Below are 23,368 nucleotides of genomic sequence, written 5' to 3'. Positions count from 1 at the left end.
ACTAATTAATGGTTACGCTTCCACCAACTTAAATAGATCAATGGAATTAAAAACAAGGTAAGTACTGTTGAAGCAAATGAACCAAATATCAAAGAAATAGCAAGGCCGCCAAAGACAGGATCGGATAACATCACAGCGGAGCCCAGAATAATAGCAAGTGCTGTTAAGACAATCGGTAGAATTCGCTCCACGCCTGACTCAATAACGGCTTCTACGATAGAGGAACCTCGATGTTGATGTTCTAAAATAAAATCGATGAGTAATAGCGAATTTCGAACAACAATTCCGGCTAAAGCAATTACCCCTATCATGGACGTGGCAGTGAACGGTTGGTTCATTAACCAATGGCCAGGAAAAACGCCAATGACAGTTAGCGGTATAGCCCCCATAATAATTAGGGGAATAAAAAACGACTGGTAAAAAGCTGTTAGTAAAATATAAATCAAGACTATAGCCACAATAAAGGCTGAGCCTAAATCACGAAAAACATCCAACGTCAGGCGCATTTCACCAAGCCAAAAGAGTTGACTTTTAGCAAAGCGATTAGGCTGTGATTCATGAAATCCTAAATTTTCAACCCCCATTGAAAAAGGGGGCTTCTTGAGCATATTTGTTGCAGAAGTGACCGCATAAGCAGGGCTCGTGCCCAACACTTCACCGGTTACATAAACAACGGGTGTTTGATCTTTAGTGAAGATGGGTTTTTCCTCTTTATCTTCATGTAAGGTTGCAATTTTTGCCAGAGGGATTAGTTGTTGTTGCTGATTTTTTAAACACAGCTGATTAAGTACTTGAGCAACTTCACGTGCCTTTTGCGGAAGACGTAAGATGATGTGCTCGGGCTGTCTGGCATTGGGTTCATGTGCATTTCCGATGGAAATACCCTTGAACAAAGCGCTTACCTCCTGCGCTACCGTTTTTGGGGCTAAGCCTGCCAGCATGACTGCATTATGATTGATTTCAATGCGGTATTGATTGGTGTCTTGAGTCACTGAGTTATCAATATTTATCATGCCGTATATTTTGGGATACACTTCAGAGGTTATCTTATTAGCGACAGACCTCAATTCATTGTAATTAGGCCCGTAGAGACCTGCCTCCATTTGTGAGCGAACAGGCGGCCCAGGAGGGCTTTCAAAAAGCTTGATATGGCTTTGGGGATGTTGTTTTTGCAAATGCACAAGTCCCTGGTAAACCTGTGTTGCAATTTGGTGTGAGCCAATAGCTCGATGATGTTTGTTCACCAAATTCACGCGTATTTGCCCGTATTGACTGCCTCTTAATAGATTATCTCCACGCACCAGAGCGGCAAAATCTTCTGGGGCTGATTCTCCTAAGTACAGCTCCAAGTCTGTGACGTAAGGATTTTTTTGGATGGTTGCACTAAGTTCGCGAAGTAACTCGTTTGTTTTCGTTAACGTTGCGTTAGCGCCTGCATCAACGGACACTAAAAAGGTATTCACGTTGTCATCGGGTAGCATTTTAATTTCAACTCCTAACGGGCTTAATGGGCCATTAGGGCCTGCAGGGCGAATAAATTGCCAGGCAGGTTGGAGTAATACCGCGAAGAGCAATAGTACAATAATCAAATAAAAGAGATGTCGTTTTTTCGATGAGTAAAGTAATCCTTTGAATAATACAAGGTACGCTCGCTGCAACCAGGTGCTATGGCTTTGATGATGCTCATTCATTTGTTTTTTAGCTTTAGTTCTTAACCAACGATAAGCAAGATAAGGAACCACGCTATAGGCAATAAAGAGGGATACAATCATTGCCAATGGCGCATTAAAAGGTATAGGCGCCATAAACGGCCCCATCATTCCACCTACAAAATCCATAGGCAGTAGCGCCAGCATCACTGTAAAGGTAGCAATAATCGTTGGCTTACCAATTTCATTGGCTGCATAAATAACTAAACGGGTAAAGTTTTTTTGCACTCCCTTAATAATATGGCGGTGAATGTTTTCAATCACCACAATGCTATCGTCTACTAAGAGGCCTAATGAAAGAATGAGCGCAAACAAAGTAATTCGATTGATAGTCTGGCCTGATAGCCAGCCAATACCAAGTACTAGGCACAAAATTAAGGGAATAGAAAAAACAACCACTGATGCTTCGCGCCATCCTAAAAACACCATCAGCAATACCACGACACTTAGAATCGCAATCCCTAAGTGCTCGACCAAAGTATTCACTGCATCATTAGCTTCATCTCCATAATTGCGAGTGATTGAGACATCTATATTTTTTGGAATGAGCTGACTGTTTTGTAATTGCTCAAGTTTATTCAAAAGTGCTTTTGCTACATCAACACCATTGCTTCCTTTTTGACGTGCAAGAGCAATGGTTACTGCAGGTTCTATATCTGCATTCTTCAATGGGCCGTGTGCTCCATAGGCAAAATAGGACGCAATAGTTTCATCTTGAGGCCCCTTTTCAATAGTCGCAATATCTTTTAATAAAATAGGTTTGGCCCCATCAGTTCCAATAATAATGTTGGCTAAGTCTTGATTGGAAATGAGTGAGCCCTCGATGCGAAGAGATGTTTCACTTAATTCATGCTCTAATGTTCCTGCGTCAAGACTGATGTTATTAACAGAGAAGGCTTGTTGAATGTTGGCAATTGAAATGGCGTGCTCTGCCATGTGCTTTGGGTTCAGCCAGACACGAATAGCCTGAGGTGATGCACCCATTACCCAACTTTTCCCAACTTGGGGTACGGTGCGCAATTCCTCCAAGACTTTATCGGCAAGCGTGCGTAAGTCAACTGGATTTGCGCCTTTAGCATGTAATGTCAGTGTCACTAGTGGAACATCGTACAAACTGATAGAGCGGATTAAAGGCATTAAAGTACCCGGGGGCATTTTATCCATGTTGCTGTTGATTTGGTTATAGACCTTAACCAAGCTCGCCTCTTCATTTTCATTCACTTTAAAGCGAACCGTAACCATAGCACTATCATCAATGGCCATCCCGTAAGTATGCTCAACGCCTGAAATAGAGGCCATCAACCCTTCTAGTGGGCGAACAATTTGATGTAGCATTTCTTGGCTATCACTACCAGGGCGACTCACAGAAATAGTTACTGCTGGAACAATAATTTCAGGATTATAGCTTCGCGGGGTGCGTTCTAGGGCAAGTACGCCAAACAACAGAATACCAACAATCAGTAACAGAGTCAGCTTGGATTGAATAAAGGTTCGCGCCAATTGCCCTGCTTTATTGAGCTTATTTTTGGAATAAAACACATCCTTCACCATAGTCTCCTGGTATACAATCAATTTATGCGCTTTTTATCGCTTTAGAAATTAGTTGATTACTGAGCATCAGCCAATGGGCTTGATGCACTCTTGATTGATGAAGCGCTTGCAGTTCTTGTGCTTTACTCTGCGTTAGTTTCATCTGACTCTCCAATAAAGCACTTAGAGGAACCAACCCACGACCAAATCGCTGCTTTAGTTTTTGAATTACTGCCTCTTCTTTCTCTGCTGTTTGTCGACTTAATTGCAACTCGTAAAGAGTTTGTTGCTCGGCACGCCGTATTTGCTTTAATTGTAATCGCAGCTGATTTCGTTGCTCATCAAGCTCAAATTGAATTTTTTTTGCATTTGCACTTGCTACCTGGACAGCGCCAGCGCGCTCGCCCGCACTAAATAAAGTCCAGTTAGCACCTAGCGCAATCGTATCTGACGGAAGGCCTGAACCTATGGTATTGCCATTCCAATCATGTCTTAATTGCATCGACACTTGGGGCTTATAGAGTGCCAAAGAGGCAGCAATTACCGCTTTTTCTGCTTGAAGACGTGCATGAAGGGTTTTAATTGATGGATTATCATTGATTGCTCGTGTCATCAATAAAAAGTTGAGTTTTGTCTTTGCACTCAAGGTTGTGTGCCGACTTGGTATAAAGGTGCTTTCGGGACTACCAAGCAACGTTCTAAAGCCATCAAGTTCATCTTCTGTTTGAATTCTTGCATTAGATAAACCAAGAAGAGAGCTGTTTAAGTAAGCCTCTGCCATTAATACATCGCTATTTAGGGTAATAGATTGCTTTTTTAGGTCCTTGGTTGTTGACAGAAACACCTTTGCTCGAGCAACCTGTCTTTCAGCGATGCCTACCAGTTCCTTGGCTGTTAAAAAACGCTCATAGGACACATAGACTTCATACGCCAGTTGATTTTGAGCTTGTTGATTGCCACGTTGTGCGGATGCAACTAAAGCACGCGTCTGTGCTTGCTGCGCTTTTATTCTTCCTCCAGTATAAATAGGAACGCTTAGTTTAAACGCAGTATCCAGATTACTATAATATCCTGGGTGGTTTAATGCTTGAGGCTTGGTATATAAGGTATTTAGTCCAGTATATTGATTGGCGCCAAAATCAGCAAAACTGGCATTCCCTTGACTTAGTTTATAACCAAATACCGACATCGGATTATCAGTCCTTGCTCCGCTTACCTCAAGGTCTAATTGTGGCCAACTCATACTTTTTGCTTGCTTTGAGGCCCCGACCGCTGCTTCTATTGAAGCGTTTGCCGCATGGATTTTAGGGTTATTAGCGAGCGCAAGCTGAATCGCTTTAGAATATGAGATGGGTACCGAGCCTGCGCAAAGAGAAGTCGACAGTGCACTTATTACAATAATAAAAGCACTGTGTTTTCTTGGGGTAATACTACTTAATAACATGACAGAAATCCTTAAAACATTAGAGTATTCTAATGAATGGAGCGATTTTTATTCTTTGCAATAAATTAAATAAAGCGTTGATAAAACAGCTTCCACTTCGGGTTTGCTAATAAAATAATAAACTCGAGTCCCTTCTTTTCTTACCGAAAGTACACCTTCGCGCCTCATTTTAGCTAAATGCTGTGAAAGCGCAGATTGAGACAAACCGACAAGGGGTTCTAGTTCGCCAACCGTGCATTCTTGTTTGAGGAGATAGCATAGAATGAGAAGCCTTTTGGAATTGGCTAAAAGTTTAAGTAATTGTTCAGCCTTAGAAGCATTATTTTTCATCACTTCAAGGCTAGTGTTTATTAATGTATTCATAGGGTCATTATATTAGAAAATTCTAATATTTCAATGTCAGGTACAATCTTTTTTTACGAGTAGTTAAAGTCGAGCAACCGGGTCTTGACTTAATCACACTGTGTTTAGGTTACGGCTTCAAATCTGTCTCAAAATAATGGGCATACTTATTTGCGACTTCTATCCTAATTATTTCATGATGTATTTCACGTAATTATAAAATATACGTTATTTTATTGTTATTACTACAGAGGGATACTTAAAGGAGCGAGATTAAAGTGGGGCCAGAATCGATGTTTTTATGAGGAGCCATAGGCCAACTTGATTATCGGTAATTAGACGCCTCTTTGTGTAAAACAAACATTGAAAATGTAACGCATTTGTTATACAATTTAATTATGAAAAGTATTGGAGTGAATATCATGAATAAGGCGGCGACAATTAATGCTCGTATTGAGCCTGCTCTTAAAATACAGGCGGAAGAGATATTACATAAAGTAGGTTTATCTGCTGCTGAGGCTATTCGGCTTTTCTATAGTCAAGTATGTCTTCAAAATGGTCTTCCATTTGATGTAAAAATACCGAACAAAAAGACGCTTGATGCAATTGAAGAGCTTGAGTCAGGTAAGGGCGAACGATTTAAAACAATGAAGGATGTTTGGAATTCTATAGATAATGCTTGAATTAGAACTGGCTACTCAATTTAAGCGTGATCTTAAAAAGATAGTAAAGCAGAGGAAAAATAAAGATCTTTTAGATTCTATTTTAGATCCCAAGCATAAAGATCATAATCTTTCAGGAGATTGGCATGGTTATCGTGAGTGTCATATAACCCCTGATTGGCTTTTAATTTATAAAATCATTAAAGATGATTGTGTGCAGTTGTTAAGATTATCAAGAACAGGATCTCATTCTGATTTGTTTAAGTAAGTATGGCATCATTCTAATGCGTACTTCTAAGAATATTAGTCAAATCTCTTTTAGGTTGAACATGGAACTTTTAGATAAAATTAGCGCTCTGGAAGAAGAAGCCTCCCAATTTGGGTTCAAGTGGCAAAGTGCAGACCAAATCATGAATCAAATTCACAGTGAGTGTGATGAAATCAAGGAGCACTTGAATCATGATAGTTCTAAAGAAAATCAAACTGCTTTGCAAGAAGAGATTGGTGATTTACTCCACGCAGTGTTTTCGCTGTGTATTTTTTGTAAGTTAAGCCCAAGAGTAACACTTGGACAAACGCTGACTAAATTTGAAAGACGATTACGAGCGGTTAAACTGATTGCTGAGGAACGTGAATTGATTAACCTTGAGGGTCTATCCCTTAATGAGTTGATGCATATTTGGGATAGGGCTAAAGAGTTAGTTGGGTAAAGAGCTGTAATCTCATTATTAAAAGTTAAGCTGAATTCTGGGTCTTTTTTGTTGTGCGTGGAATTAAATTCTGTAGTGAGCTAACCAAGGGACGTCCTGTATACATAGAAGTCATAGTTGTGCCTGTGCGCAGCTGTGATTGCCATTGAATTGAGATCATCCTTGATCTCGCTAGTGTTTCAACATCCTGTCAACAATCCAGCTGCGCCAAACAATTACATTGTAGCTTTATATTAATAAAATAAATTGATTTGTTTGCTTATTTTTTTGTAAGATATTTCTCAAATTAAATACTGATATACCTTGGCGTTCGTTTCAATCGACCATGTATGTTTAATGATCTATTTGATCCAATTAACGTACATACACTTCAATCCTGCTTTTTATTTTTTATCTACTTTTATCTAATCTTGATAAGTATATGACAAACAACAATATAATTGGGTAGCCGTTAAAATTACATAAATTAAGACACTTTTTGTTTACTTGGCTTAAGAAAAAAAAATATTGATGATGCTTTTATCCAACCTTACTCCGAACATGCGAAAAGAGATTCGTTAGAAATTTATTCAAAATTAAGCTTAGCTGATGCACAAGATAAATATAATGATGTTATTGGAGACTTCCCAGTCTGATATTTTAAATTTTTGCATCAGGGCGCAAGTTCTGGAGCGCTACGCCAATTAGAGTATTCTCACAAAAGTTTAATTGGGGGTAATGGGATCTATACAAAAACAGCATCGATAGTTTTTATAAGTCCAATAGTTTATACTATTGGACTGTTTGCAATTATTTGAAAATTAAGTATTATTGATATCTAATTTGGCAATTAAACTTTTTGCAACGCCCGTTGCAGAAAGTTTTTGAAATTAAGTTATCGTAGTCGTATAATTTTCGCTCACGACAGGACAGTGAGCAAAAATTTTGTGCTTGGAAGACAAATTGAATTGAAATCGATTAGTTAATCCAACAAAGGAACCAAGTATGTCAAAAGAAATAACTTTTCATCTCGATCATGATTATAAGTCATTTTTAAGTGCGCTTAAAACTCAAATAAAATCCTCACAATTCCGTGCAGCACTGGCCGTAAATCAAGAAGTTATCAACCACTATTGGTACATTGGCAAACAAATAATTGAGAAACAGAAGCAAAAATCTTGGGGAACGGGCTTTATTGAAACATTATCTCGAGATCTACAGAATTTATTTCCTGAAACCCGGGGTTATTCAGTAGCAAACATCCGACGAATGAAACGTCTTGCCGAGGAATATCCTGATTTAAATGAAATTCGCGCACAAGCTGTGCGGGATTTACCTTGGGGACATATTGTTGTTTTAATACAAAGAGTTAATGATGCTATCATGCGTGATTGGTATGTAAGTCAAACCATTGAAAATGGTTGGTCACGCTCAACACTTGAAAAAAATATTAATCAAAATTTATATCAATCTCAAGCTTTATCCTCTAGTAAAGCATCTAATTTTATACACCGATTACCAGCGGCACAATCATCACTTGCGCAAGAAGTACTTAAAAGTCCATATAATTTTGATTTTTTAGGTCTTCATGATGATGCACTTGAGCGCGAAATTGAGCATGCTTCCATTGCACATATTACCAAGTTTTTATTAGAGCTGGGCAAGGGTTTCTCATTTGTTGGTAGTCAATATCCGATGGAAATTGATGGCGAAACTTATTTCCTAGATATGCTCTTTTATCATTTAAAACTTAGGGCATTTATTGTTATAGAATGGAAGGCAGTTCGCTTCAAACCAGAACATGCTGGACAATTAAATTTTTATCTCAACTTGGTTGATCAGTATCTTAAAACGGAACACGATAACCCTAGCATAGGTTTATTGCTTTGCAAATCAAGAAGCAAAGTCATTGCTGAGTATGCTCTAAAAGGCATAGAAAAACCAATAGGCGTTTCTGAATATCAACTTACAAAGGCAATTCCTGAAAACTTAAAATCAAACCTGCCAAGCATTGCAGAACTTGAAGCAGAATTCAGTGAAGATAATATTGATGGTAGTACGCATAAGACCAAATGATCTATTTATTTTAAATTAGAGTGTGACCATGGCAAGTATTCCTATACCACAACCATTAATAGACACTTGCCAACAGCTTAAAGAAAAAAATTGGCAAGCATTTATGCCACCATCTTTTGCGCCATATGACCTAATTTTTTGTCTCGACTTTTTAAAACAATATGATAACAATAATGCCACATTTGAATCATATCGTCGAGAAGTAGAACGATTAATTCAATGGGCCTGGCTAATTGAGAAAAAATCATTACTGGATTTGAAACGGCAAGACATTGAAAATTACATGCAATTTTGTTTCAATCCACCAAAATCATGGATTGGATTTAAAAAAGTAGCACGATTCATTACGCATAACGGCGAACGCATTCCCAACCATGAGTGGCGCCCATTTGTAGCCACTGTAAGTAAAATTGATCATAAAAATGGACTGAGGCCCAATAAGCAAAACTATCAATTATCACAAAAAGCAATTCGTGAAATTTTTACGGTGCTGAGCAGTTTTTATAATTACTTGGCCTTAGAGGAAAAAGTATCCATTAACCCGATTACTTTGATCAAACAAAAAAGCAAGTATATCCAAAAAACTCAACATCAAGCACAAGTGATGCGCTTGAGTGAAAAACAATGGCGAACTTGTCTTGATACAGTTAAAAATATGGCAAATAATGCGCCCGATAGACATGAACGGACATTGTTTATTATTTCTGCGCTTTATTTATTGTACTTACGTATCTCTGAGCTATGTGCCAGTGATCGTTGGACTCCAGAAATGCGACATTTTTATCAAGATAGCCAAGGATGTTGGTGGTTTAAGACGGTAGGAAAAGGTAACAAAATGCGAGATATTGCCGTACCTGATGACATGCTTGCAGCACTCAAGCGATATCGTGTCAGTATGCAGTTAACCCCACTTCCTTCAATGAATGATCAAAGCCCTCTATTACCTAAAGAAAAAGGTAAAGGAGCAATGACTAGTTCAAGACACATTCGTCGCTTGGTTCAAGACTGCTTTGATAACACCATACAAAATTTAAGAAGCACCGGCTTTTCAATAGAGGCTGATAGTTTTGAGTCAGCAACAGTACATTGGTTGCGCCATACAGGTATTTCCGATGATATTAATATGCGTGGGCGGCCTGTTGCGCACGTACGAGATGATGCTGGTCATAGTTCCAGTGCTATTACCGATCGATATAATGATATTGATCTCCTTGAACGACATCAATCTGCCAAATATAAAAGACTAATGTCGAAAGAAGATTAATCAGGAGGTGTACCAAAATAATTCTGTCAGCAATGCTGACAGTTTCGCATTTTACTTTAACAGATTTCCGCAACACCGCTGCGGAAATCTGTTATTAGCTAGTTTACTGCCGGAGATAGTGACAATTATCACAAATATGAGTTGGATTACATATCTGGGGCAAAAGCGAACTGAGATCCAATAGATACCATGCCAGGCTTGAGTTTATCTCATAATTTATGACATTCAGTGAGTGACAAAAAATCCAGGGGAGAATCAATAAAATTAGTGTGACACGCAACCGGTTTGATTATAATTAACACTTATTTGTGTGATATAGAAACTCTAATTCGCTTTTGCCCCAGATATGTAATTCAACCCAGTATAGCGAGAAAAACAAAAAATACGCTGCTCTCTGGAGTCTGAGTAGATTAATTCGGGATCAATATTTTGCCATGTCTCCTTTATATGAGTATTCAGTCCACGAGTAAAGCAATGCAAACCAAATTCAATGACAAACGCATATCGAATTTCAGGCTTATTTGTAGCTTCCTGTTGAACAAATTCCCAACGCAATTCGTTTAGATGATCGAGTTGATATACTTTGCTTTTGTAAATAAATGGATTCCACGTTTTAATTGTACATACCTCTTATTGTTATTTTGATTTTATCAATGCAAACTGGATTACTTGTTAAGCAATAAATAATCCCCCCGCTCCATAGCAATGGTAATGAATGCACTATATCTTAATGGGCTTGTGCTCCTACGGGCTTTAGTTCTTTTTGAAAAGTCCAAATCAAACCTAATATAATAATCCCCATCCAAGTTATTGATTTGCACCATGAAGCATAATAATAAAGCTGTATGAAGTGTTGTGGCTGATTTAAAATGGGAATTACATTAGGGGATGAAAATAAACTGATATTATTACTTACAATAATTGGTGATGCAAAAAGGAAAAACCCTTTTAAAATAAGCTCATGATTCTTCATTTTAACAGAAGAAAGAATAATCAAAACAAGCGCAGGCGCTAGAAGCAAAGCAAACCTTGGCCAGTAAAAAATATGAGTTATTGGGGTAAATAAATCGCCATAAGAGGAAAATACCCCTGATTTTAAAGCGGTTTCAAAAGAAAGCGACAAATAGGACAGAACTAACAGTAAAAAAGAGAAGTAGTGTATTGGTGTTTTTAGATTTATGCGCATTATAATAGTTCCTTTTTTTTGATCACGGTGTGAGCGTGCTTTAGCTCACCGCTTATTCTTTAGGATATAGTGTTCTTCCAGAAACGGTTGCTATTGCTTCTATAGGAATCGCATGTTCCTCATCATTAGAACAATTTAGGCTGATGATGCTAGCTATAGCATTGCTGTATCGTAATCAGGCCTAATATGTGTATCTGACGAGGCGATACATAATGTATTTCCAATGAATAATTTAAAACGTGCTTGGCTTAGTTTTTCTGAGACGTCGAAAGTCTTTAGAGTAACTCCTGATAACACTGTCCCAGGGGAAATTGTTTTTTCCTTGTGAGCCTTATCAGATGGAAGCTCAAATTGTTTTGTTACTATAATGTGCGCTGTTTTCCCTCCTTCAACATAAATTCTATTGGGTTTTTCTGATGAAGTCGAATTGGTATTTTTTGCTTTGCTTTTTATTAAAAGGAGATCAGGCGGCATTGGGCCGATAATTTTTAGTTCTGGTGAAGCCCAATAGATGGCTTTATTATTGCCTAAAAGTTTATAAGGCAAAAACACCACATCATGTTCCCCCATATTCCAAAAAACACCACAAAATAGATGCTTATCACCTATTGTAGAGCGGTTTAATAAATTACCTTTGCTGTCTGTAAAGCGATCGCAATAATGGTTATTTTGGGTCTTTGGCACTTTTAATGGTGAATACGCTAATTGAATTTCGCCATTGGCACCCATAAGAAACAATTGCCGTGAAGCAGTTGCATAGAAATCATAGCTCAATTTAGCAATGAATGGAGACAAAAACAGCACCAAGATCCCTAGCTTTATACCCAAACGCCGCGATGATTTTTCATCGAAAATAGAAAATAGAATGCACCACGTAAGCACAAGCCCCAGAACAATGATACAACCGTTAGCAAATGTTAAGAACACAATACCTCTCTTGTAAAAACTATCTATGCAAATGGTTACCATTTTATCATATTATTTTTTATAACATTTAATCTTATTAATTAGCTCATTTTTATTGAGTGCATCTATTTTATGTATTATCTTCTTAGGATTATGCCCTTGATCGAGCAATTGTTTAGCCCATAACATAAACACATCATCCTCGGTGAGAATCTTAAAAAGAATACGTTTTAATAAAGTCTTCGTGTGAACGTTTCAGATGTGATTTAACCTCCTCCAAAAACATCTGATATTGCTCAGTCGAAGAAAATAAATCCATGTTTAGATACCAATGTGCGCCATATTTCAAACTCATGGCATTTGATATAGCGGTACGAAAAGCGACTTCTATTCTCTCTAGGGCATCGATAACTAATAAGCGTAGCTCTCTATCAAAGGCATACAAATTTAAAAGATCCGAAAATCGCGTGTTAGGTTTAAATTGGCTAGTGTTTGTCGCAGAGCTAATGAGAAAAGGCTTAAAATAAATCATCAAACGATAGTAACCAATGGTCGTCAAATACTGGCTAGCTTCTTGTTCATTATCCAACAATAGCCCTTTTTGCCGTAAGTGATGTATTTGTTCTGGTATGGAAAGAGGTGGTTTATTAAAAACCATTTTTGAATGCATAAAGTAAATAACCCGCCCTGGTCCGCATTATTAAGAGGCGTGGCAGGTATGGTTAATTATATTATAACCCGATTGCGCTCAAAATCAAATACGATTGATTGTCATTAATGTAATTTAAACAGAATGTGCAACGTAACTGCCTGAATCACCGTACACGCCAATTCCCCATAAGAATGTTATAATTAACCGATCGTTAAAAGTCCTCATTTAAAGATTTTTGATTTAGGAATTATGGTGTAAGCAATGGATGTGAGTGTAAAAGAGTTTTTGATAACGCTATATATCGTAGGTGGATTAATTACCCTAAGTTATTCTATCCACAGCTTTCTCAATTTTCGACGCTTAAAAATATATTACAATAATAATTTGCTGCTAAAAAGGCCTGATATTAAACGCTATTTGATTCTTAACCCTCTCCCTTTGGCCATATTTTTTTGTTATCGAAAAAAGCCCTATAGAGCGATTTTCCGAGCTATTTTTTAAACATTATGGTGATGAGGGGCATACTTATTTTAGAAGCCAAGGGCTTAAAAACTTTTTAAATGACCTATTCAAAGGAAAAAATCGTTATAAAAAGTATCAAATACACACACTTTGCTGGCCAATTGACAAAAACTCTCAAGATTGGATTGAGCATGAGCGATTTTTTAAAGGCAATAATTTCTATGCGCGGATTGGGTTGAAGGAAGAGACACAGGTCTATTAGCCTATATGTACATAAAACAGTTAGCCCCTAATTTTGATTTTGGCTCAACTGGAAATTATAATAGTGAGGTTTGGGAGTATGGAGAGTCTCTACCCTGGATTATAATGCACCATTGCCGGAATGGGTTCTAAAAGCTATTTAAATAGCTTTTAGAAATATTTTTCTTTTCAACCTATAGAGATTATATTTGGGATATTGAGTTGCAATTTAATTAAACAATAAGGGGTTCTTTGCAGGAAGGTACGAAATTTCCCACAGACCCCATATAACCCTTTACCAGTCTAGGCTGCAGCCAATAAATCGATTTTTTTATTGCTCACTAATTTTTCTATAAGATCATGTAAATTAAGACATTCCTGATCGTTATAAAATTCATAAATTCCATCAAGACTGCCTCAATTCTATTTCTTTTCATCCAATCTACGTTTACAGATATAGTCCCTAAGGGATAAATACTTCCCATACCCAAGATGAATTTCAATGATTTTTTGTAAAGGCACGCCCAATTGGTAAAGATTGAAAATTTTTTCCCGGTCTTTATCATACATAGATGCCTGTATGCTACCCTTGGGTTTGCCGAGTTTAATTCCTTTGGCAACACGGGCACGAAGCCCTTCTTTAGTTCGTTCTGAAATAAAATCGCGTTCTAATTCAGCTAACATCGAAAATACGGTGATGAGTATTTTATTGCTCATATTACTGGAATCACTGGGATTTAAATCCAGATTTTGCTTAATAAGAATGAGTCGAGATTGCTTCTCTTTTATGATTATTTCTATTGTATTGAGCGTTTCCTTGATAGATCGCCCAAGCCTTGATAATTCTGAGGCAATAACCACGTCATTAGGTTGTAGTTTACTCAACAGTTCATCAATACGTCGTAATGCCGTCGATTTGCGCGATGACATTTCAAGCTCTATCCATTCATCAACCATCAGTTTGTGATCGATGCAGTAGCGACTGATACTGTTTTTTTGGCTATCCACGTTTTGCTCTTGGGTGCTCACCCGAACGTACCCATAAATCATACAATGCTCACTCTATTTTTACTGATTTTTCTCTTAAGGTGTTTATCAATAATATCACAATAGCATTTTATATGGTCTTATATGATCGCTTATGATACAATTTGGTTTTTGTTAAAACGAAGGTTATGGCCAGACTAAACATACTCTCTGATGACGATTTTAATAAGCTCTACACAATACCTGTTTTGGAAGATGAGGACCGTCCGTTTGTGTTTGAGCTAGATGAAGAGGATAAAGCATACCTTAACTCATTTGATAACGTTCCCAAAAAGATCAATTATATTCTGCAAATTGGATTTTTTAGAATCACAAACTATTTTCACCATATCACGTTTCAGGGGAACAGACAGGATACCTGGTATGTAATCAAGACATATTTTCCTTCAGAAAAATTTCCCAAAACAAAAGTAAGCAAGCGGCATCACTATGATAATCGTAACGCCATTTTGAAAAAATATAATGCATCTATTTATTCGAGTCATCACAAAGATAAAGCACTGCGTTATGCCAGAGAATTGATGAAGCAGCATGCTGTGCCAAAATACGTGTTTGATTCTCTTCTGGAATACTTCCATCAGCATAAGATTATTAGGCCATCCTATACTACATTGCAAGAAATGGTTTCTGAGGCACTAAACAATGAAAAAAATAGATTAAGTAACAAGATATATACCTTAATGGACAAGCCTTTCAGGGAACTATTGGCTGAGTTCCTGGAAAAAGATGAGTTGTTTTATCAATTGACGACTTTAAAAAAAGACCAGAAAGATTTTACAACAGCAGAGATTAACGCTTCCGTCAAAAAGCATCAATTTCTCTCATCGCTCTATCAAAAATCCATTGAAATCATCAAAGAACTGGATATTTCAGAGCAAAATATAATCCACTATGCTGACTTGGCTGTATACCACACGGTTTACGGATTACGCGCTATGAAACAAAAGAATTTATCCAGATTGTATCTCATGTGTTACGCGTACAATCGTTATTTAAAAATAAGTGATCATATAATCAGCAGCTTTACTCACAAAGTGAATCTCTACGCAGGTGAAGCAGAAGAGTACCAAGCCGAAGCAATACTTAATGCCAAGGATGATGATAAAGATCATCGTGATACTGCCGCTGCGATTTTATCGCTGGTAAATAATAAGAAAGTTGCAGACAACGCCATACGAACAAAAGCCTATGAGATTGTGCCTCAAGAAAAATTTCAACAGTTTATACGAAAAATAAAAAAACCAAATTTCACACCCGAATTTTATCGCTGGGAATACTATAAAAAAATAGCACCTACAATTAAGCTTAATACACGTGCTGCATTTAAGGCATTGGATTTTCAGAGCAAAAACAAGGAACTACAAGCAGCAATTACCTTTTTGAAGGGACACTATGCCAGTAATAAAGTGTTCAGCTCTTATCAATTCAAAGATATTCCAATTGAATTTATACCCAAGCTGTTGCGACGCCATGTTATTAAAAAAATCAGATTGGGTACAACCAGCAAAAAAACAAAGTGCATTGATGCAGACAAATACGAAGTAATGCTGTACCTTCAGATTGAAAAGGGCATCAAGTCAGGATCAGTCACCATTTATAATAGCTTATCGTACCGTGCCTTAAATGATGAGCTGCACCCAAAGCAAGACTGGGATAAAAACAAGAAATCTATCATTAAACAGTTGGAGAATAAGCTGCTGGCAAATAATATCAACGACCTTCTTAAAGAGCTTGAAAGCCGATTAGGGCCGCGCTACAAAGAGGTCAATGATAAGATTACTTCTGGCGAAAACAAAAAAATCAAACTGAAGCACAATAAAAAAGGAGAGGTAATTCGTTGGACTTTACCTTATAAAAAATCAGATGATGGTGTTAATAATCCTTTTTATGAAAACATGCCCCTAACCAGTATTGCTAAAATTATACAGTTTACGCATAGCCAGACAGACTTTATGAAAAAATTTACTCATATATTGCCATCAGGCAGTAAAAAGCAAGTCGATGAGTCTGTATTGTCGGCCTGTCTGGTTGCTAAGGGCACTGGTATTGATATTGACAAAATGAAAGACATTAGCGATGTTAAAGAGCATGACCTCAAGTCAACTTACGCTGATTTTATTCGACACATGACCTTAACACAAGCCAGTGATGTGGTTATGAATCGTTTGAAGAAACTCCCCATATTTGAAAAATATACGCTTGCTGATTACGGAATCCATGCGAGCATAGACGGCCAAAAGCTTGAGACAAAATTCAACTCCATTATGGCGCGATTTTCAACAAAATATTTTGGGTTTGGGCAAGGTGTATCTGCTTACACCTTATGCGCGAACTGGTTACCCCTGTGTACTAAAATTATCGGTGCAAACGAGCATGAAAGCCATTATCTGTTTGATATGCTCAATAGTAATACAAGCGATATTGAAATCGCCGCTATATCTGGGGACATGCACAGTATAAACCGCGTGAATTTCATCATACTCTTTCTTTTCGGATACCGGTTTATGCCACGATTTACCCAGTTGGATAAAAAAGCGAGGAATAACCTGGTCAGTTTTGATGATCCAAAGGATTATGAAGGACTTCTGGTAAAACCAAGTAAGAAAGTGAATGTGCAGTTAATCATTAAAGAGTGGGACAATATTTTAAGAATCATGGCAACATTGGGACTGAAAAAGAGCAGCCAAAGTACTATTGTCAAAAAATTATCGTCATACCAATCTAATGATACGTTACGGGCATTGATAGAACTGGATCAAGTCATCATGACACTGTACCTGCTTGATTATATTGATGATGAAGGGATGCGTAAAACAGTTCATCGTTCTTTAAATCGGGGTGAGTCATACCACCAGCTCAGAGCCGCTATCGCAAGGATTAGTAGCAGGAAATTAGCTGGAAAAACCGAGATTGAGCTAACCATTAATAACGAATGCGCACGATTACTGTCCAACTGTATTATTTTTTACAATGCATCCCTTCTGACTGGACTTTATGAGCATTACAAACAGAACAAAATGGAGGAAGAATGTTTGAAAATAATTCGTCTATCCCCCGTTGCATGGCTACATGTTAATTTGATTGGAATTTATGAATTTTATAACGATCATGAATGTCTTAATTTACAAGAACTTATAAAAAAATTGGTAAGCAATGAAAAAATCAATTTATTAGCTAAAACCTAGACTGGTAAAGGGTTATATGGGGTCTGTGGGAAATTTCGTACCTTCCTGCAAAGAACCCCTTAAAGAGAGACGCTTTACTTTTTGAAAATAAAGCGATACTTAATTCAGATAAACTAACTGCTGGGCAGCTCTTAGCCTCATATCGGTCTTAATACTTATGTCAAAAAACGAGAATTACGACAACCGGCTGTCTTAACCAACAATACTTAATTGTATGAGTAGGTTAGCATTATGAGTTCATTAGTTTAGGAATTAAGCGCACATAGAACAGTTCACTTATCAACTCCACAAGTGTCTGAGTGACAATGATTGCCGGCAGTATAGGAACAGCGCCTGGTATCGCAAAAGCAAGCGGTAGGACAACAAGAGAGTTGCGAGTACTTGCGCTGAATGCTACAGATCGGCTGGAAGGCACATCCAAGCGGAAGATTCGAGCGATAAACCATCCAGCCCAGGGAGCAATAATAGCAAAGGCAATGTAGATTGGAACTACTTTTAAAACTGAGTCTGCCTCAAGACCGAGCTGCGGTACCACCGACGTAATGACCACGAATAACACAAGAGCTGTCGCTGGTACGGGCAGCAATCCAAGTGCTATTAAAACCCGTTTGCCCATCGATTTTCGATTAGCCCACGCTTGTGTAAGTGCTGCGAGCACAAGCGGAATAGCAATTATCCATATAAAGGCTTCGACAAATGGGCCAGGTTGAACCAAGTGAGCAGCGCTTTCCTCAAGGAATAGTCCAAGATAGATAGGTAGAAGCAGCATCTGTAAGATAAGAAGCGCAGGTGTCGCCACCAAAAGTAGTCGAGCATCGGCGCGTCCAATATGCGCAAAAGTTACGACATAATCAATACACGGAGTGAGCAAAACTAATAGCACACCAAGTCGTACCATTGGATCGATGGGAAGAAATTGGACTAACGCCACTACAATTAACGGGACCACCATGAAGTTCACTAGAAATAGAACCATGAGGAAACGAAACTTCACTAATGCTTGCTTAAAGTCAGCAAGCGGCACTTGTAGAAACGTTACAAACAGCATCAGAGCTAATGCAAGGTTTACACTGCTCGCAAAAACTTTCGTGGCCGGCACGAGCAAAGCAATTATGATTGCTACAATAACTGTAGAAAAATAAATTATGATTTGCTTAGCCTCTAGTAATTCTCTTATTGATTGCATGTTCATTTTTGCCTTTAATCACGTTACGAGTAAATCCGAGAGATTTGAAAGTAAACCAGTTTAATCAATCCTACCCCGTATGATTTGCTTTATAAAACCAGTGTTGGCGCAACCACAATGCAATATTTACTAGTAAAATAAGAATCGGCACCTCAACAAGTGGGCCAATCACAGTTGTAAAAGCAATGGCGGAGTTAAGCCCAAAGGTGGCAATTGCAACAGCAATAGCCAATTCAAAATTATTACTGGCAGCAGTAAATGAAGCTGCTGTTGTTTTTTGATAGTTAGCCCCGATGAGCTTCCCCATCGCAAAACTGACAAAAAACATCACAACAAAATAAACAGCTAAAGGAAATGCAATTCGAATTACATCTAATGGAAGTTGCAATACCATCGCGCCTTTCAAAGAAAACATCGCCAGTATAGTAAACAATAGGGCTATTAGAGTAATGGGAGAAATTTTTGGTAAAAAATTAGTTTCATACCACATTATCCCTTTTCTCTTTATCAGTATAAAGCGAGTCAGAAATCCTGATAAAAAAGGAATTCCAAGATAAATGAAGACGCTTTCAGCAACAGTCATAAAATCGATATGAACCATTTGTCCCGTCATGCCAACAAGGGGTGGCAAAACGGTTAGAAAAAACCAGACATAGACACTAAAGAAAAGTAGCTGAAATATACTGTTAAACGCCACTAAAGCCGCAACATATTGATTATCGCCTTCAGCCAGCTGATTCCAGACAATTACCATGGCAATACATCGAGCCAAACCAATGAGAATGAGTCCAGTCATGTATTCGGGATATCCATGTAAGAATAAAACAGCAAGACCAAACATGAGAAATGGCCCGATAAGCCAGTTTTGAATTAAGGACAACAATAGAATTCGCCAATCTTTAAAGACCAGCGGTAATTCTTCATATTTTACCCGAGCCAGGGGTGGGTACATCATTAAAATCAAGCCAAGCGCAATAGGAATATTGGTGGAACCAATCGATAGGGAATTTAAAAATTGTGGCATGTCGGTTAAAATAGATCCGATAACAACGCCTAAACCCATAATCAGGAAAATCCATAACGTTAAATATCTATCTAAAAAAGAAAGGCGACGAGTGCTGCACGTGCTCATGACAACAGCTCCTTTTTTATTTGTTGTTTTAGTTGATTAAATACCGCTTCAAATGCTGTATTTATTTTCATCTTAGATCCTTCTGCTTTAGCAGGATCAGGAATACTCCAATGGAGTTTTTTTGGTTGACCAGGGAAAATAGGACAGCTTTCACTAGCTGCCTGGTCACAGACAGTAATGACTAAATCAATAGATTCTGAATTAAATTCATTCCAGGATTTACTGCGAGGTGTATTCGGTTTGATACCATGACGAGCAAGAGTTTCTATCGCTTTCGGATGTACGTTTCCAGTCGGGATGCTGCCTGCGCTAAAAGCCAGATAGCGGCCATTCGAGTAATAATTAGTTATTGCCTCAGCCATAATGGACCGACAAGAGTTACCTGTACAAAGAAATAATAATTTAATTGGCTCAGTACGTATCAATCACAACATCCGGTTGATTTTGATTGTACATCACAGCAAGAGGTTGATGTTTTTTTGGTGGACATTGAACACGAGCCTTCAGTTGTATTATCTCCAGAAAAAAATTGAGCATCCTCCATGGTATGATAGGCTTCCCATGCAATTCCGTTAGGGTCACTCACCCATGATTTTTGTGATTTGGCATAGCAACAGGTTGTTTCACCATCGCTATGGGTTGAAATATTAGCCTCTGAAAATTGGTTTCTCAGTGCATCTAATTCAGTGGCATCATCCACTTGAATTCCCAAGTGTTCCACGCCATGTTTTCCAGCACGAGTTGAAATGGCAAAATTAATACGCGGATCTTCCAGCATCCATTTGGCATAATCGGACTTAACTTTTACGGGATCTGCTCCAAATAGAGCATTGTAAAAACGGATACTATCAGCAAGGTTGTCAACATCAATATGAATATGAAAACGTTTCATGACTTACTCCTTTTAGAATTACAGCAATCATTTAATTTTATAACCAGACAATCGTCTGTCCCAGGTTGTTGAATTTGAACTTGTTGTTTACTGCAACAATCCTGAACCATGAAGGCGATAAAATCGCGCATTAACACAAAATTTGCAGAATAAAATACATAACGCCCTTGGCGATAGGACGTGACAATTCCGGCATTAGACAAATGGCTTAAGTGAAATGATAGGGTATTTTGTAAAATACCCAACTCATCCCCAATTGCACCAGCGGATAATCCGTTTGGCCCTGCTTGAACAAGTAGCCGAAACACTTGCAAGCGAGTTTCTTGAGAAAGGGCGTCAAATATTTTTAGTGAGTTTTTTATATCCATACTTCTAGAATAGTAGAAATATTTAATTTAGTCAATCTGCCATTTAAAGTCTGTCATTTAAAGTTTAAATTTTCCTGCCAAATAAAGATAAAACTTACAGGTTGTAAGTGATTGGCATTTTTTACTTTTGCAAACACATCCTTATTTGTATAAAATGATAATAAATCAGGGTGTTAATGGGTTTTTGATGGCGCGTGAAGGAAAAGCAAAGGTTTTGAGTGAAGCGGAATTTAAATTACTGCTGTTAGTAGCTAAAGTGGGTAAAATGGGCACACGTAATCTAGCCCTCGTTTATTGCTCGTTTGGATTAGGGCTACGTGCCAAAGAAATTGCCTCGCTCACCATTGCCGATGTGGCCAATTCCAATTATCAATTATTGGATGAGCTCATTTTGAAACGGTCCATGACCAAAGGCGAAAAACAGCGTCATGCTTATCTGACCCATAAAAAAATCCGTGAAGTCTTGCAAGCCCATTTAAATGAGTTGAAGCACATGCCCCGCAACAAGGCCCTGTTTCAAACCCAGCGCCAAAGCCGGTTTACCGCCAATACCTTACAAAAATGGTTTAAGTCGCTTTATGATAAAGCTGGAATTCATGGGGCAAGTTCGCATTCCGGTCGGCGTACCTTTATCACCCGTCTCATTGAACAGGGTGCCGATATCAAAGCCGTCTCACGCTTGGCTGGACACGCCAACATTGTCACCACCGCCATTTATGTGGAAGACAATCCTGAGCGCTTAAAACGTATCGCCAACCTGGCCTTGTTTTAATGCGCCCTTGGTTCACTACTCCGCCCTTTTTGCTCCTGATCGATTGTGCTCCGAAAGCATACTATCACGCCGCCCGTTTTGAAAAAGGGTCACGCTATTATGTGATTCGTTTAAGCAAAGATTTGCTGGACGATTGGATTATCACCTTAATCAATGGCCGTATTAAATCAAGGCTCGGACAAAGCCGCACTTTGGCCTTTACCGATTTTAGTGAGGGATTTGAGCACTTTTGCGCCTTGGCTAAAATTCGCCACCTTCGAGGATATCAGCTTAAAACCATAACCTGCGATAATCATCTGATGCTGCATCTGTTACTAATCATGGTTTATATCAAAGAGAAGAACGAATTACTTGCTGCCAAAACCATTAAGAGATTCAACCAATGGGAACACAAGAATACAAAGTCTGCATCCATCTTAAATAATATATTGCCCCAAGCACCCTCACAACAATTAAGTTTTGCTTTCTAATCAGTGAAAACATCCATCAAGAGTCAATCGAGTGCTTTTTCATGGAATTTATTAAACCGAAATGAATAATAGATATACTCGACTTAATTTAATACGTATTTTTTGTTGATACAGACGTGATTAATTCCAGGTTAACTTTACATTAAATAACCTCTAATAATTGAATAAACGCGAAATTTAAAGGTCGGTTTTAGTTTCCATCCTGTCTGAAGTTAGCTAAATCAGTCCATCACTTATAACCGTGACCATAGGATACGAGTAAATCTAATTTGAAAATAAATCAGACTTAATGCCTATAATATGGAATTCAACCCTTTTTTTTCAATTAACGAAAGCAATTTTAAAGAAGTACCTTCTGGTTTTTTAAGCCCCCTCTCCCATTGACTAATAAGATCTTTAGATACATTAAGACAATACGCAAATATGGGTTGGCTCACATTTTCTCGTTCACGCAAGGCCTTTATTTCTGCAGGTAAAAATTCATGTATCGGGGTTAAGCAGGCGCGATCAAATTGCCGCATTGTTTTTTTATCAATAACACCCGCATCAAACATATCAATGACAGTTTCATGTACGGCCTCAAAAACATCACTTTTATATGTTTTATTTGTGCTCATTATATAGTACCTCCACAAGTGCACCTGATTGGATCAATCGCTCAATGTTATCACCAGAAAAACCAAGCATCTGTTGAGATAAATCTTTAAATAGTTGCTCTTCTTCCTGGCTTATATTGTCACGTTCATTTTTTTGAAAAAGAAAAAATCAATGACTTAATGCTAAGACTAACTGGAGTGAACATTATTAATTGTCCACGCTGTGATTTTTGGACGATTAAATGTATTCTCAACACTTTTATCTAAATGGGTAACCCACTATGGAGATCCTCCAGTTGAGTTGGCAGTAATATGAAGATAAATATTATGAAATTTTAATAGCCTTTGTAAATTAATGAGGGGCATGGATAACTATAGCAACTTTTGCAAAAAAACCGTATAAACTCATGAATAAGAAAAGATTCGATGCAAAAATCCATTCAGATGACCATGAAATATATGGAAATGACAACATAAGTACATCTCACTTATCTCAACTGCTCATGATAAATTTAATATAAACCTCATAATTCTTTATCGCAAATTCGGCGGTTTAAC

Annotated in this window: 21 protein-coding genes and 1 pseudogene; 8 read left to right on the top strand and 14 right to left on the bottom strand. The window is 37.9% G+C overall.

All coding sequences use genetic code 11. The features are described 5' to 3' along the window. Positions 1-5: 5 nt before the first annotated feature. The 3 genes from OQJ13_RS16270 to OQJ13_RS16260 are packed head-to-tail and all read right to left on the bottom strand — an operon-like array spanning position 6 to position 5,046. Positions 6-3,248, bottom strand: a complete 3,243-nt coding sequence (locus OQJ13_RS16270) for an efflux RND transporter permease subunit (protein ID WP_230304736.1) — start codon at positions 3,246-3,248, stop codon at positions 6-8. 34 nt (positions 3,249-3,282) lie between these two features. Further along, complete coding sequence (locus tag OQJ13_RS16265; RefSeq protein ID WP_021460639.1) at positions 3,283-4,683, bottom strand: TolC family protein; 1,401 nt, start codon at positions 4,681-4,683, stop codon at positions 3,283-3,285. A gap of 48 nt (positions 4,684-4,731) precedes the next feature. After that, complete coding sequence (locus OQJ13_RS16260) at positions 4,732-5,046, bottom strand: ArsR/SmtB family transcription factor (protein ID WP_021582658.1); 315 nt, start codon at positions 5,044-5,046, stop codon at positions 4,732-4,734. A gap of 401 nt (positions 5,047-5,447) precedes the next feature. Here OQJ13_RS16260 and OQJ13_RS16255 point away from each other — a divergent pair, with 401 nt between their 5' ends. From OQJ13_RS16255 to OQJ13_RS16235, 5 genes are all read left to right on the top strand, one after another. Then, complete coding sequence (locus tag OQJ13_RS16255; protein ID WP_021460640.1) at positions 5,448-5,708, top strand: type II toxin-antitoxin system RelB/DinJ family antitoxin; 261 nt, start codon at positions 5,448-5,450, stop codon at positions 5,706-5,708. After that, positions 5,701-5,955, top strand: a complete 255-nt coding sequence (locus OQJ13_RS16250; RefSeq protein WP_021460641.1) for a type II toxin-antitoxin system YafQ family toxin — start codon at positions 5,701-5,703, stop codon at positions 5,953-5,955. The genes OQJ13_RS16255 and OQJ13_RS16250 overlap by 8 nt, the downstream gene beginning before the upstream one ends. 61 nt (positions 5,956-6,016) lie before the next feature. Beyond that, positions 6,017-6,397, top strand: coding sequence for a MazG nucleotide pyrophosphohydrolase domain-containing protein (locus tag OQJ13_RS16245; RefSeq protein WP_021460642.1), 381 nt, complete (start codon positions 6,017-6,019; stop codon positions 6,395-6,397). Positions 6,398-7,381: 984 nt separating this feature from the next. Beyond that, positions 7,382-8,452 carry a PDDEXK nuclease domain-containing protein gene (locus OQJ13_RS16240; protein ID WP_021460643.1) on the top strand — a complete coding sequence of 357 codons (1,071 nt, stop codon included), beginning with the start codon at positions 7,382-7,384 and terminating at the stop codon, positions 8,450-8,452. A 28-nt stretch (positions 8,453-8,480) separates the two neighbouring features. Next, the gene (locus OQJ13_RS16235) at positions 8,481-9,716 is read left to right on the top strand and encodes a tyrosine-type recombinase/integrase (RefSeq protein ID WP_021460644.1); all 1,236 of its coding nucleotides are present in this window, start codon (positions 8,481-8,483) and stop codon (positions 9,714-9,716) included. A 727-nt stretch (positions 9,717-10,443) separates the two neighbouring features. Here OQJ13_RS16235 and OQJ13_RS16230 read toward each other — a convergent pair. The 4 genes from OQJ13_RS16230 to OQJ13_RS16215 form a co-directional block, all read right to left on the bottom strand. Then, entirely contained in the window at positions 10,444-10,902 is a 459-nt protein-coding gene (locus OQJ13_RS16230) for a hypothetical protein (RefSeq protein WP_058393154.1), read from the bottom strand. Positions 10,903-11,055: 153 nt separating this feature from the next. Beyond that, a complete protein-coding gene (locus tag OQJ13_RS16225; protein ID WP_230305092.1) occupies positions 11,056-11,829 on the bottom strand; it encodes a hypothetical protein in 774 nt (257 codons plus the stop codon). 193 nt (positions 11,830-12,022) lie between these two features. Next, positions 12,023-12,466: an Abi family protein gene (locus tag OQJ13_RS16220; RefSeq protein ID WP_162262800.1), complete on the bottom strand. Its 444-nt coding sequence runs from the start codon at positions 12,464-12,466 to the stop codon at positions 12,023-12,025. Positions 12,467-13,585: 1,119 nt separating this feature from the next. Then, positions 13,586-14,212, bottom strand: a complete 627-nt coding sequence (locus OQJ13_RS16215; RefSeq protein ID WP_110540140.1) for a recombinase family protein — start codon at positions 14,210-14,212, stop codon at positions 13,586-13,588. A 125-nt stretch (positions 14,213-14,337) separates the two neighbouring features. Between OQJ13_RS16215 and OQJ13_RS16210 the strand changes: the two genes are divergently transcribed. Continuing rightward, positions 14,338-17,394 carry a Tn3 family transposase gene (locus OQJ13_RS16210; protein WP_247359132.1) on the top strand — a complete coding sequence of 1,019 codons (3,057 nt, stop codon included), beginning with the start codon at positions 14,338-14,340 and terminating at the stop codon, positions 17,392-17,394. A 229-nt stretch (positions 17,395-17,623) separates the two neighbouring features. On the opposite strand, the gene OQJ13_RS16205 is transcribed toward OQJ13_RS16210, so the two are convergent. The 5 genes from OQJ13_RS16205 to OQJ13_RS16185 form a co-directional block, all read right to left on the bottom strand. Then, positions 17,624-18,580, bottom strand: a complete 957-nt coding sequence (locus tag OQJ13_RS16205) for an arsenic resistance protein (protein WP_058509057.1) — start codon at positions 18,578-18,580, stop codon at positions 17,624-17,626. Between the two features lie 70 nt (positions 18,581-18,650). After that, positions 18,651-19,712, bottom strand: coding sequence for an ACR3 family arsenite efflux transporter (gene arsB / locus OQJ13_RS16200; RefSeq protein ID WP_058509058.1), 1,062 nt, complete (start codon positions 19,710-19,712; stop codon positions 18,651-18,653). Then, entirely contained in the window at positions 19,709-20,137 is a 429-nt protein-coding gene (locus tag OQJ13_RS16195) for an arsenate reductase ArsC (protein WP_265703875.1), read from the bottom strand. Before OQJ13_RS16195 ends, arsB begins: the two co-directional genes overlap by 4 nt. Further along, complete coding sequence (locus OQJ13_RS16190; protein WP_058509059.1) at positions 20,134-20,604, bottom strand: ArsI/CadI family heavy metal resistance metalloenzyme; 471 nt, start codon at positions 20,602-20,604, stop codon at positions 20,134-20,136. Before OQJ13_RS16190 ends, OQJ13_RS16195 begins: the two co-directional genes overlap by 4 nt. Then, on the bottom strand, positions 20,601-20,972 hold the full coding sequence (locus OQJ13_RS16185) for an ArsR/SmtB family transcription factor (RefSeq protein ID WP_058509060.1): 372 nt from the start codon (positions 20,970-20,972) through the stop codon (positions 20,601-20,603). The genes OQJ13_RS16190 and OQJ13_RS16185 overlap by 4 nt, the downstream gene beginning before the upstream one ends. Before the next feature lie 187 nt (positions 20,973-21,159). Between OQJ13_RS16185 and OQJ13_RS16180 the strand changes: the two genes are divergently transcribed. Together OQJ13_RS16180 and OQJ13_RS16175 are read left to right on the top strand one after the other, a co-directional pair. Continuing rightward, positions 21,160-21,744 carry a tyrosine-type recombinase/integrase gene (locus OQJ13_RS16180; protein ID WP_265711995.1) on the top strand — a complete coding sequence of 195 codons (585 nt, stop codon included), beginning with the start codon at positions 21,160-21,162 and terminating at the stop codon, positions 21,742-21,744. Continuing rightward, a complete protein-coding gene (locus OQJ13_RS16175; RefSeq protein ID WP_265711994.1) occupies positions 21,744-22,214 on the top strand; it encodes a hypothetical protein in 471 nt (156 codons plus the stop codon). The genes OQJ13_RS16180 and OQJ13_RS16175 overlap by 1 nt, the downstream gene beginning before the upstream one ends. A 293-nt stretch (positions 22,215-22,507) precedes the next feature. On the opposite strand, the gene OQJ13_RS16170 is transcribed toward OQJ13_RS16175, so the two are convergent. Next, complete coding sequence (locus tag OQJ13_RS16170) at positions 22,508-22,831, bottom strand: helix-turn-helix domain-containing protein (protein ID WP_265711993.1); 324 nt, start codon at positions 22,829-22,831, stop codon at positions 22,508-22,510. Beyond that, a pseudogene (locus OQJ13_RS16165) lies at positions 22,818-22,964 on the bottom strand (type II toxin-antitoxin system RelE/ParE family toxin); the annotation flags it as partial. The gene OQJ13_RS16170 and the pseudogene OQJ13_RS16165, both read right to left, overlap by 14 nt. Positions 22,965-23,368: the final 404 nt, after the last annotated feature.

This window comes from Legionella sp. PATHC035, from assembly GCF_026191115.1.
Taxonomy (GTDB): domain Bacteria; phylum Pseudomonadota; class Gammaproteobacteria; order Legionellales; family Legionellaceae; genus Legionella.
Note: the sequence above shows the minus strand (reverse complement) of the source record. Positions and strands in the feature narration are given on the sequence as shown.

Bases quoted from the DNA above. Each gene is read 5' to 3' on its own strand.
- OQJ13_RS16185 (WP_058509060.1), bottom strand. From the start codon at position 20,972: ATGGATATAAAAAACTCACTAAAAATATTTGACGCCCTTTCTCAAGAA.
- OQJ13_RS16210 (WP_247359132.1), top strand. From the start codon at position 14,338: ATGGCCAGACTAAACATACTCTCTGATGACGATTTTAATAAGCTCTAC.
- OQJ13_RS16260 (WP_021582658.1), bottom strand. From the start codon at position 5,046: ATGAATACATTAATAAACACTAGCCTTGAAGTGATGAAAAATAATGCT.
- OQJ13_RS16245 (WP_021460642.1), top strand. From the start codon at position 6,017: ATGGAACTTTTAGATAAAATTAGCGCTCTGGAAGAAGAAGCCTCCCAA.
- OQJ13_RS16230 (WP_058393154.1), bottom strand. From the start codon at position 10,902: ATGCGCATAAATCTAAAAACACCAATACACTACTTCTCTTTTTTACTG.
- OQJ13_RS16250 (WP_021460641.1), top strand. From the start codon at position 5,701: ATGCTTGAATTAGAACTGGCTACTCAATTTAAGCGTGATCTTAAAAAG.
- OQJ13_RS16170 (WP_265711993.1), bottom strand. From the start codon at position 22,831: ATGAGCACAAATAAAACATATAAAAGTGATGTTTTTGAGGCCGTACAT.
- OQJ13_RS16220 (WP_162262800.1), bottom strand. From the start codon at position 12,466: ATGGTTTTTAATAAACCACCTCTTTCCATACCAGAACAAATACATCAC.
- OQJ13_RS16265 (WP_021460639.1), bottom strand. From the start codon at position 4,683: ATGTTATTAAGTAGTATTACCCCAAGAAAACACAGTGCTTTTATTATT.
- OQJ13_RS16205 (WP_058509057.1), bottom strand. From the start codon at position 18,580: ATGCAATCAATAAGAGAATTACTAGAGGCTAAGCAAATCATAATTTAT.
- OQJ13_RS16180 (WP_265711995.1), top strand. From the start codon at position 21,160: ATGGCGCGTGAAGGAAAAGCAAAGGTTTTGAGTGAAGCGGAATTTAAA.
- OQJ13_RS16215 (WP_110540140.1), bottom strand. From the start codon at position 14,212: ATGATTTATGGGTACGTTCGGGTGAGCACCCAAGAGCAAAACGTGGAT.
- OQJ13_RS16240 (WP_021460643.1), top strand. From the start codon at position 7,382: ATGTCAAAAGAAATAACTTTTCATCTCGATCATGATTATAAGTCATTT.
- arsB (WP_058509058.1), bottom strand. From the start codon at position 19,712: ATGAGCACGTGCAGCACTCGTCGCCTTTCTTTTTTAGATAGATATTTA.
- OQJ13_RS16175 (WP_265711994.1), top strand. From the start codon at position 21,744: ATGCGCCCTTGGTTCACTACTCCGCCCTTTTTGCTCCTGATCGATTGT.
- OQJ13_RS16190 (WP_058509059.1), bottom strand. From the start codon at position 20,604: ATGAAACGTTTTCATATTCATATTGATGTTGACAACCTTGCTGATAGT.
- OQJ13_RS16255 (WP_021460640.1), top strand. From the start codon at position 5,448: ATGAATAAGGCGGCGACAATTAATGCTCGTATTGAGCCTGCTCTTAAA.
- OQJ13_RS16235 (WP_021460644.1), top strand. From the start codon at position 8,481: ATGGCAAGTATTCCTATACCACAACCATTAATAGACACTTGCCAACAG.